This window comes from Okeania sp. SIO2F4 (assembly GCF_010672385.1).
GTDB lineage: Bacteria > Cyanobacteriota > Cyanobacteriia > Cyanobacteriales > Microcoleaceae > Trichodesmium.
The window spans coordinates 1-9,048 of sequence record NZ_JAAHGT010000355.1; the positions used below are offsets into that span (position 1 = coordinate 1).

Here is a 9,048-nt window from a genome sequence, read left to right on the forward strand (position 1 = left end):
TACACTGCCGTGGTTCAAGGCTTACGTATGTTGTCAATTTATGAAGCGCGTCTTTACGGATATTAGCTACTTTCCGATGTAGCTTGGCAATTTTAAGTTGTGCTGCCCTCCAGTTAGCTGAACCTATAATTTTATTTCGGTTAAGGTATTGTAGTCTCGAAAGCTTGGCTTCAAACTTACCGTAAGACTTTACACTTGTCATAACTTTCCCATCACTTAAAGTTGCTAATGTTTTTATACCTAAGTCAACACCTACTACATCAATAGTTTTAGGTGTTGAAGTAGGAGTGAATTCATAGCTGCAACTTAAGTACCAATCACCTGCCTGTCTACTAATACTTATTTTCTGAGTAGTTGCTTCAATGGGTTCATAAGTTTTGACCCAACCGATGAAAGGTAATTTGTGATTCCACCCATTTAATTCTATGGGCTTTCCACTGGTTTTCAATTGTGAAAGAATCATGTTTACCTTTCTTCTTAAACCTTGGGCGTTTACCCAATCCTTGAAAGAACCTCTTAAATGCTTCACCCAAGTGGATGAAAGCATATTGATAAACTTTAGATGACAAGCTTTTCATCCAGGGATTCATAGGTTTTGTGTGGTTGGTAAAAACCTCTCTAAGCTTACGGGCGTTTGGCTTATAACCATCAATATATGCAGCATTCCACAGACTTAAACCCCAGTTATAGCACCATCTGTTATAACCTGCGTGAGTTGCCATCTGGGTTTTCTGCTTATTATTAAGTTTGAGCTTGGTTAGTCATGGATTTCATGGTAGATGTAAGAGCAGCTAGCCTAATACCACGCTTAAATACGCAGTATATCGTTATTCTTTGATTAAGTCAATGCTCCTTTCTATTCTCTGTAGATCCCCTACCTGACCTGACTCTCGAGATACCATACCGACATTCAGCAACGCCTAAAAACTACCCTGAAGTTTCGGGTACTTCTTCTGCTTCTGCTTCTCCAAACACTACTCGCAGGAGTGGAGGCGCTAAGAATGTTGTAATAATGACCATGAGAATAATTGCCACATCCAAAGCAGGAGATAAAGCACCACTAGCAGAACCAACTGAGGCAAAGACCAAACCAACTTCACCTCGTGGCACCATACCAACACCAATAGCTAAACGGTTAACTGAACCCAAACCAAATACACTAAAACCGCAGGCAACCTTACCGATAATAGCAACTACTATTAAGAAGATTGCAATTACTAAACCTTCCCGGTTAGTAGGAATAGCTGGGTTGAGCACCCCTAGATTAGTTTTTGTACCCACAGTGACAAAGAAGATTGGCACTATCACATCAGAAATAGGACGAATTAATTCTTCCAATTCTTTTCCTACTTCCGTTTCATCTAAGTTATCTAAAACTAATCCAGCAGCAAAAGCTCCCAATATTGCCTCCAAATGGATAGCAGTACCAACGTAAGACATAAATAATGCAATTGTCAAAGCTGGAATAACTGCCCTTCCTCGGGTTTTAAATTTTTCAGCAAAGAACACAAAAGTGTCATTAAAGAAACGACCTAGCAATATTGCGCCTACCAAAAATACACTGGCACTAATGATTAGATACACTACGTTGATTATATCCACTTCGCCAGTTTTCGCTAAACTTGCTACTACTGCCAGGATAATAATACCCATGACATCATCTATAACTGCAGCACCAAGAATAATTTGACCTTCTTGTGTGTTGAGACGGTTAATTTCTGCAAGTACTCTGGAAGTAATACCAATACTGGTCGCTGTAAGAGCAGCCCCGGCAAAAATTGCTGGTACTGCTGAGACATGAAATATCCCCATCATTCCTGCTGTACCAGCAACAAATGGCAACGTTACTCCGACAGTTGCTACAATTAGGGACTGAATACCAACTTGCATCAAGTCTCTAATGTTAGATTCTAGACCAATTTCAAACAACAAAATGATTACACCAAGTTCTGCTAAAACTTCTAGTACCTCACTTTGGACTTGAAATGTAGCCTCAGCAGCTTCAGGAGCTAAACCTGCTGTTGCTTCTAAGAGACTAATAATTACTGACGAAGAACTATCAGCCCCGCTTTCTGGAAAAATTACTAAATTTAGGGCGGAAATACCGATAACTACACCCCCTACCAGTTCTCCTAATACTGGTGGAAAACCCAGCCAGTTAAAAAATTCGCCCCCTGCTTTACTAGCGATATAAATGGCCACTAGGCTCAGAAGCACTCCTGCTACTACCATTGCTGGTTCGGCTCCCATTTCAGTCGCCGTAGCTAGTATCGGTGCGATTTTTCCTGATAAAGGAAATAAGAAAATTTCACTAAAAAAATTGGACCCTGCTATTAAACTAAACATCAAGTCTTTCTAAATCATCCTGATTTAATGTAACAGGACTTTGGGTAGAGAGGGTTATATTTGGGGTATAAAAATATTTTCTAATGGTTATAAAATATACTAGAGTTAGTCTTTTAGAGTTCGAGATATCTATATAGGGCTTGCTGAATAAATCTGAAACCTTGTGGTATTAAAATTTTTAGCCTTGTTAAGAATACCTTGAAGTGCAAGAAAATAAGTATTTGAGCCTCAAGAACCTTGCATTTTTCCAAAAATCCTGGAAAAAAGCGCAGCAAAATAGATATTCAAACTATTACTTGTTGCCTGTTACCGAAAAATTCAGGTATAAAGCCTCTCTATTCATGGAGAAACAGCGGTCGAGGGTGGATGAGTTACCTAACTATATCCAATCGACCAAGAGAAGAAAAAAATCCTTTTAGCCAATCCTATCCGTTATAAGAAGAGTTCATTAATGAATAATTGATAATTGCGAACTTGATAATTACAAGAAGGTTAAAACCCCTCGGGAATTGAATATAAGGAATATTGTCTTTGTTTTCCCCTATCCAAGGGGAGGCTTCAAGGCGCAAATTATTTAATTATTAATTATTAATTATTAATTTTTCGGTAATTATTAATTGTTAATTATTAATTATTGAACTACCTTGATAATGAGACTTTTTCAGCAAACCCTATATAGAAATTCACTTCTACAAATAAAATACTCTATGCTGGAGAGATGGCATTTGTCTACGAACTTGTTGTAACCGACTAGGGTCAATTTCTGCGATCGCCACGCCTGGTTTGTCCCCGGTATCTGCCAAAATCAAACCCCAGGGGTCAACTATCATTGCATGGCCATGAGTTTGTCTTCTGCCGTAGTGATTACCTGTTTGAGCTGGGGCAATAATATAACAGCTATTTTCTATGGCTCGCGCTTGGAGTAATACTTGCCAGTGGTCTTTTCCTGTATATGCGGTGAATGCTGCTGGTACAAATAGAACTTCTGCTCCTGCATTTGAGAGATGTCGGTATAGTTCAGGGAATCTTACATCATAGCATACAGATATACCTAAATTTCCATAATCTTTTGATGCATACACTGATGGTAACTGAGTACCTGCTTTGACAGTGTTTGATTCTCGATAGGTATTACCATCGGGTAAGTTAACGTCAAATAAATGTGCTTTTTCATACCTTGCTACTTCTATGCCATTAGGCTCAATTAAAGATGCAACATTGTAGACTTTGCCATCTGTTGTCGGTACTGGATACCCACCTCCTAAAATTGTAATTTGGTATTTTTGAGCAATTGTTTTGAGAAATTTTTCACTTGCTGTGGCGATCGCTTCTGCTTGAGATATTTTTTCTTCCTCTTCACCCAAGAAGGGAAAATTTTCGGGCAAGGTAACTAATTCTGCACCTTGACGGATAGCTAAGTCTATTAATTCTTCTGCTTGTGCTAAATTTTTTGACAAGTCAGGTACGCTTGTCATTGATATTGCGGCAGCGAGATAGGATTTCATTAAGTCAGTTTTTCAGGGGTCTTAAAGTTTTTGATTTTACCTTTCTTGTATAGGGTTTCTCACCAAGGCTTAGATATATATACAAGTTTTGGATTTTCAGGGACAACAAATAAGGAATAGGCAAGATAAATAAATATTCTACCTCATTAATATCACAACTACTATATATAGGATGGTGTCAGAAATCAAATTTTCAAATGTATTTAGTTGAGAATATTGATTTCTGCATCCACCACTATTTTTAAGCAATTGAGGCTGAATTTGATCTAAATCGTTTGTCAGACTATTACATTCAATCTTAATATTTCAATAGTTCAGACAAATTTTGACTTAACCCAAAATGTTAACTTTTCTGCTTTTACATTGGATGGAAAAGCAGGTCTGGGAAAAAGCGATTAAATTCGATTAAAATTCCGGCTGTGACAGTCATCCAAATTGCAGCCAAAACAGGGGCTGTGGACAGATACTTAAGTAAGTCTTGCATTAATATTTCTCCTGAAACTGATTTTTAAATCAGGTATTGTTCAGACAATGTTTTTAACATTGTTTTAGATAAATTTGGTAATTATTAATTAGTATTTTTATACTGACTAAAATTACCTCATTTTAACTGCTTGGTTGCTCACTTTTCTAGCGAGGGGAAACAGTAATTTCGTTGTCTTTAGCAAACATTTTGCCAGAGGTAAATTCTCCTAAGGCTAACACAGGCCACAAAAAGCCACCTAGCATTTTTTGGATTGCTAAAGGTACGTCAATAATAATTTCTTTTTCTTCTGGATTTTTCTGAGATTTAATTGTTTGAAGATAAGAACGACCTACCCAACCAATCCAACCTGTAATATACAAGAATAAAATGCTGGGAATGGTAAAGTCGCCTGCGTGTTCCAAACTTCCATCTACTATTAAATGAGGTAGACCGTCTTCTCCACAAAGTTCTTGAGAATAACGTTCAAATCGTTTTGTACCAGATTCGGGATCGCCGGTAGTAGGGCGAGCATTTTCAGCTAGTGCTTGAAAAGCAGGTGATTCTGAACAGGGGACTAAGTTATATGCTGATGCTGTAGGTACACAAGTTACCCAAAGACTAATGGCTAAAACTAAAGCCAACAATCGTCTCATGGAATTGTTTCCTTTTATTACAAAGTGTTGACAATTATCCATACTTCTGTTGCTAAATTAAGCTAAAAGTAGGGATTTTCTAATTAAGATTTTCCCAGCTCCAAAAGGGATTATTTTGAAGTGGCATTTTTGACCTCACAAGGGAGATTTTCTGTTTCCATAAATGCTAGATAGGCCAATATTTATGTAATGCCTTCTGCATCTTCTCCACAGACATTTTTACCACGATGTGCCCCACCGCAGGTATTTATTGTTTGTTTGATTTTACAATACTTTATTCATACCAACACCAAATTTATTTAGTGCTGGTATTCTGACAATATTAATATCAATTTATCAAGCAATGACAAGGGTTTTAGCTATAGAAACAAGTTGTGATGAAACGTCTGTGGCAATTGTTAAGAATAATCAAGTTTTAAGTAATATTGTAAAGTCACAAATTAATATTCATAGCTTTTATGGAGGTGTAGTTCCAGAAGTAGCCTCACGGCAACATTTAGAAATAATTAATCAGGCGATCGCTCAGGCTTTGATAGAGGCGGATTTAGATTGGCCAAATATTGATGGTATAGGAGCTACTTGTGCGCCTGGTTTAGTTGGCGCTCTGTTAGTAGGTCTAACAGCAGCAAAAACTCTGGCTATTGTCCATAACAAGCCATTTGTGGGAGTCCATCATTTAGAAGGTCATATTTATGCAACGTATCTGAGTCAACCAGAGTTAAAACCACCTTTTCTGTGTTTGTTGGTTTCTGGAGGCCATACAAGTTTGATTTATGTCAAAGACTGTGGGGAATATGAAACTTTAGGCCAAACAAGAGATGATGCAGCAGGAGAAGCTTTTGACAAAGTAGCTAGATTATTAAAGCTTGGTTATCCGGGTGGACCTGTAATTGATAAATTAGCAGCAGAAGGGAATAAATTAGCCTTTGCTCTTCCTGAAGGGAAAATTTCTTTGCCAGGAGGAGGTTATCATCCTTATGATTTTAGTTTCAGTGGACTAAAAACTGCAGTATTGCGATTAGTTCAGAAATTAGAAAAAGAGGATAATGAGTTATTATCTGAGTCTTCCCTAATTAGGGACATTGCAGCTAGCTTTCAGGAAACTGTAGCGAAGGGGTTAACAAAAAGAGCGATCGCCTGTGCGTTAGACTATGGCCTAAATACAATTGCTATTGGTGGAGGTGTAGCAGCTAATAGTGGTTTGCGATGGCACTTAAGTAGAGCAGCAGCGAGTCATAATTTGCAGGTGCTATTTCCGCCACTAAAATTATGTACGGATAATGCAGCTATGATTGGTTGTGCTGCGGCTGACCATCTCAGTCGTGGCCATATTTCATCTCTGAACTTAGGAGCTAGTTCCCGAATGGGTATTCAAGATGTGATGGAATTATACAAATTTCCTTGAGTTTAGAACTAGGGAAAAATCTATCAATTTCTATTAGCTTACCTTCTCTTCTTTTTAGCTTGTAATGAGCGAAAGTTGAGAAATATTCCCCAATCACAATCAGATATACTTTTAGCTAATTTTTTGATTCCGAACGATGCCTGTGAAATAAATATTTTCAACTACTACTTTTTGGTTTTCACGCAGTAGCTTACTACTAAGTTTATGTAGAAAATATTGACGTGAATTATATCATGTCAGTTTGTATCGTTTGTGTAAGCGTTTGGGAAATATCTACCCTTCGTTGAAGTTTTTTTCTTCTTTGAAACCTTCTTACCTCTTTTTTCTTCCTTCTTCCTTGCCGAAAAAATAAGGTTTAAAGCCTCTCATGAGCAAAGAGAAAAAAGCGGTCGAGGGATGCCGAGGTCTCCTCGCTTGCCTCCAATCTCCCCTTGAGAAGAAAAAAATTCCTTTTAACCGATCCTATCGGGACTTACACAAAAAAGCAGAAAAAAATAGGATCAAATATAGACAGTCAGAGGCTTTTACGTCGAAAAAGTATAATTCCTTTATTACCAATAGTTCTAGCCATTTTTAGGCTTTTGACGTAATTCCCTTCCCTAGACTGATTTTCAAGCATTTTTTTGCCCAGAAAATGTGTAAGTCCCACTATAGCAATCCTATTTTATTCGTGGCAAAAATCTTACTGCTTTTTAGGGAACAGGCAACAGGCAACAGGCAACAGGCAACAGGTAGGAGTTTCAACTTTTTTTTTTACTTTTTAATTACCCGCAACCTATGCGCGGATTGCTATATCTGTTTTAAGAAGAGGTAATTATTAATTATTAATTATTAATTATTAATTATTAATTATTGAACCGTACTTTCATAATACTCATGCTACCGGATATGATGTTATACCAGGCATTAAAAAAGAATGTGGCGTGAATAATTTGGTCAACTAAAATGCTTGAAGTCAGATATATATTTGCTCGGTAAGCATTCAGCTAGCTTGCTTACGGTCAGCTTTTAGCGATTTGATAAATAATGAATATACACTTCTCGTGGTCAAGATTAGTTTTTTTTCAAAACTTTTAATTCTCGTTAAATCTCTCAATACTAATTCCTGCTTTAAAGGCAATGAATTAATAGCTAATAGTCGATCGAGTAGTTCCTCTGTAAGAGGCTACCTGAGGGCTGTTTGTGCAGCATTCCGCAGGAAATACTTACTTTGCTAAAATAGAATTGTTTCAAGGTAAAAAATGATAATCATAAGCTCTTTTTAGGTTACTACTTACTACTGACTACTATAAACACTCCAAATATTTGTAGTAAACATTGATAAAAATGACAAAATTTTTTCTGCACAAATTCAAATTAGACTGCTACATAAGTAATGAAAATTAGAAATGCTGAAGCAAAAGACTTAACTGTAATTGTAGAAATTTATAATGCCTCAATTCCTAGTCGTATTGCTAGTGCAGATTTGGAACTTATATCGGTTGAGAGTCGTATTTCTTGGTATCAAGAACACTCACCAAATAGTCGTCCCATTTTGGTCATTGAATTGGATGATAAAGTTGTCGGGTGGCTGAGTTTTCAGTCTTTTTATGGCAGACCAGCTTACAAAGCTACAGCAGAAGTAAGTATATATGTTGCTCCTGAATATAAAGGTCAAGGAATAGGAAAAAAATTACTTTCAGAGGCAATTTATCGTAGTCCTCAGTTGGGAATTAAGACTTTACTCGGCTTTATATTTGCTCATAACAATCCTAGTTTAAGTTTATTTGATAAATTTGGTTTTGAACGTTGGGGTTATCTACCAAAAGTAGCTGATTTAGATGGTATCAGGCGAGATTTAGTGATTGTGGGGCTTCATCTTGAGGAAGTAAAAAATAACTATAAAAGTGAATAAGAGTGGATATATCTAACATAACTTACGCATCCGAACCCAAAAACCTAATTTTTCCTAGCAATCGGATTTCTTTGCACAAACCCTAGGCAAAATCAAAAATAATGTTATATTAGGCGACAAAATTTAAAAGCAAATTTTTATCTCAATGTTGAGATAAATCAATAAGTTTTATTTGGACAAAAACAACAAACGAAAAAATATATCCTCTTTACTCCCCTATTCCTTTTTTGACTATAACTATCTATGTATGAATATTAGAGGCTATCTGCTTCATAAAACTGATACAAAGCGTCACAAGAAGTGACAAATTGATGTGTACGGACGTTACATAAGGGCGTCCCTTGCTTCTTGTGAGGCCGTCGGCAGTTACTCATCCACAGGCATTGACGGGTTTTGCCCAACCGGATATGTCCACTCTATACCTAAATTTAAGTCTTTGTCAATAGATATCAGAAACATTTGGTTCTCTGTCTCAATCTTAACTGGAATGACTATAAATCGAAAAGCATTGAAATATAAAGACAAGTGCCTTTTTGGGGCCTTTAAAAAGTGCGCCTGTTTCAGTCTAAAACCCTCAAAAAGTTAGTATTTTAGGCCAGAGTATGGCAGAAAAATCACTCTGACAATTCTTACTCCTACCTCCTCGCTCCCATACCATTTCTCCTGTCTCCTTTCTCCTGACTCTTAACTCCTACCCATACCATGCATACTTTTTCAGCAAACCCTAATTATTATCAATTTGCAGCAACCTTTTTTGCCAATTTTCCTAATAATTTAGG

At 36.9% G+C, this 9,048-nt stretch carries 8 protein-coding genes; 2 read left to right on the forward strand and 6 right to left on the reverse strand.

The window, feature by feature from the left end; translation table 11 throughout:
• From F6K22_RS21165 to F6K22_RS21190, 6 genes are all read right to left on the reverse strand, one after another.
• Positions 1–463 (reverse strand): RNA-guided endonuclease InsQ/TnpB family protein (locus F6K22_RS21165; RefSeq protein WP_293102281.1); only part of this gene is annotated, 463 nt, incomplete at its 3' end.
• Positions 369–722 (reverse strand): hypothetical protein, encoded by a 354-nt coding sequence (locus F6K22_RS21170; RefSeq protein WP_293102284.1) that lies wholly within the window; start codon positions 720–722, stop codon positions 369–371. The genes F6K22_RS21170 and F6K22_RS21165, both read right to left, overlap by 95 nt.
• Positions 723–927: 205 nt before the next feature.
• On the reverse strand, positions 928–2,346 hold the full coding sequence (locus tag F6K22_RS21175) for a cation:proton antiporter (protein ID WP_375340181.1): 1,419 nt from the start codon (positions 2,344–2,346) through the stop codon (positions 928–930).
• Positions 2,347–3,035: 689 nt separating this feature from the next.
• Positions 3,036–3,851 (reverse strand): carbon-nitrogen hydrolase family protein, encoded by an 816-nt coding sequence (locus F6K22_RS21180; RefSeq protein ID WP_293102290.1) that lies wholly within the window; start codon positions 3,849–3,851, stop codon positions 3,036–3,038.
• Between the two features lie 358 nt (positions 3,852–4,209).
• Entirely contained in the window at positions 4,210–4,335 is a 126-nt protein-coding gene (psaJ, locus tag F6K22_RS21185) for a photosystem I reaction center subunit IX (RefSeq protein WP_293102293.1), read from the reverse strand.
• Between the two features lie 146 nt (positions 4,336–4,481).
• Positions 4,482–4,970: a Photosystem I reaction center subunit III gene (locus F6K22_RS21190; protein WP_293102296.1), complete on the reverse strand. Its 489-nt coding sequence runs from the start codon at positions 4,968–4,970 to the stop codon at positions 4,482–4,484.
• A gap of 343 nt (positions 4,971–5,313) precedes the next feature.
• On the opposite strand from F6K22_RS21190, the gene tsaD reads away from it, so the two are divergent.
• Both tsaD and F6K22_RS21200 read left to right on the forward strand, forming a co-directional pair.
• Entirely contained in the window at positions 5,314–6,375 is a 1,062-nt protein-coding gene (gene tsaD, locus F6K22_RS21195; RefSeq protein WP_293102299.1) for a tRNA (adenosine(37)-N6)-threonylcarbamoyltransferase complex transferase subunit TsaD, read from the forward strand.
• Positions 6,376–7,750: 1,375 nt separating this feature from the next.
• Positions 7,751–8,269 carry a GNAT family N-acetyltransferase gene (locus tag F6K22_RS21200; RefSeq protein WP_293102301.1) on the forward strand — a complete coding sequence of 173 codons (519 nt, stop codon included), beginning with the start codon at positions 7,751–7,753 and terminating at the stop codon, positions 8,267–8,269.
• The last annotated feature ends 779 nt before the right edge of the window (positions 8,270–9,048 follow it).

Excerpts from the sequence above, each read along its gene's own strand:
- F6K22_RS21200 (WP_293102301.1), top strand. The coding sequence starts at position 7,751 with ATGAAAATTAGAAATGCTGAAGCAAAAGACTTAACTGTAATTGTAGAA.
- F6K22_RS21180 (WP_293102290.1), bottom strand. The coding sequence starts at position 3,851 with ATGAAATCCTATCTCGCTGCCGCAATATCAATGACAAGCGTACCTGAC.
- tsaD (WP_293102299.1), top strand. The coding sequence starts at position 5,314 with ATGACAAGGGTTTTAGCTATAGAAACAAGTTGTGATGAAACGTCTGTG.
- F6K22_RS21170 (WP_293102284.1), bottom strand. The coding sequence starts at position 722 with ATGGCAACTCACGCAGGTTATAACAGATGGTGCTATAACTGGGGTTTA.
- F6K22_RS21190 (WP_293102296.1), bottom strand. The coding sequence starts at position 4,970 with ATGAGACGATTGTTGGCTTTAGTTTTAGCCATTAGTCTTTGGGTAACT.
- F6K22_RS21175 (WP_375340181.1), bottom strand. The coding sequence starts at position 2,346 with ATGTTTAGTTTAATAGCAGGGTCCAATTTTTTTAGTGAAATTTTCTTA.
- psaJ (WP_293102293.1), bottom strand. The coding sequence starts at position 4,335 with ATGCAAGACTTACTTAAGTATCTGTCCACAGCCCCTGTTTTGGCTGCA.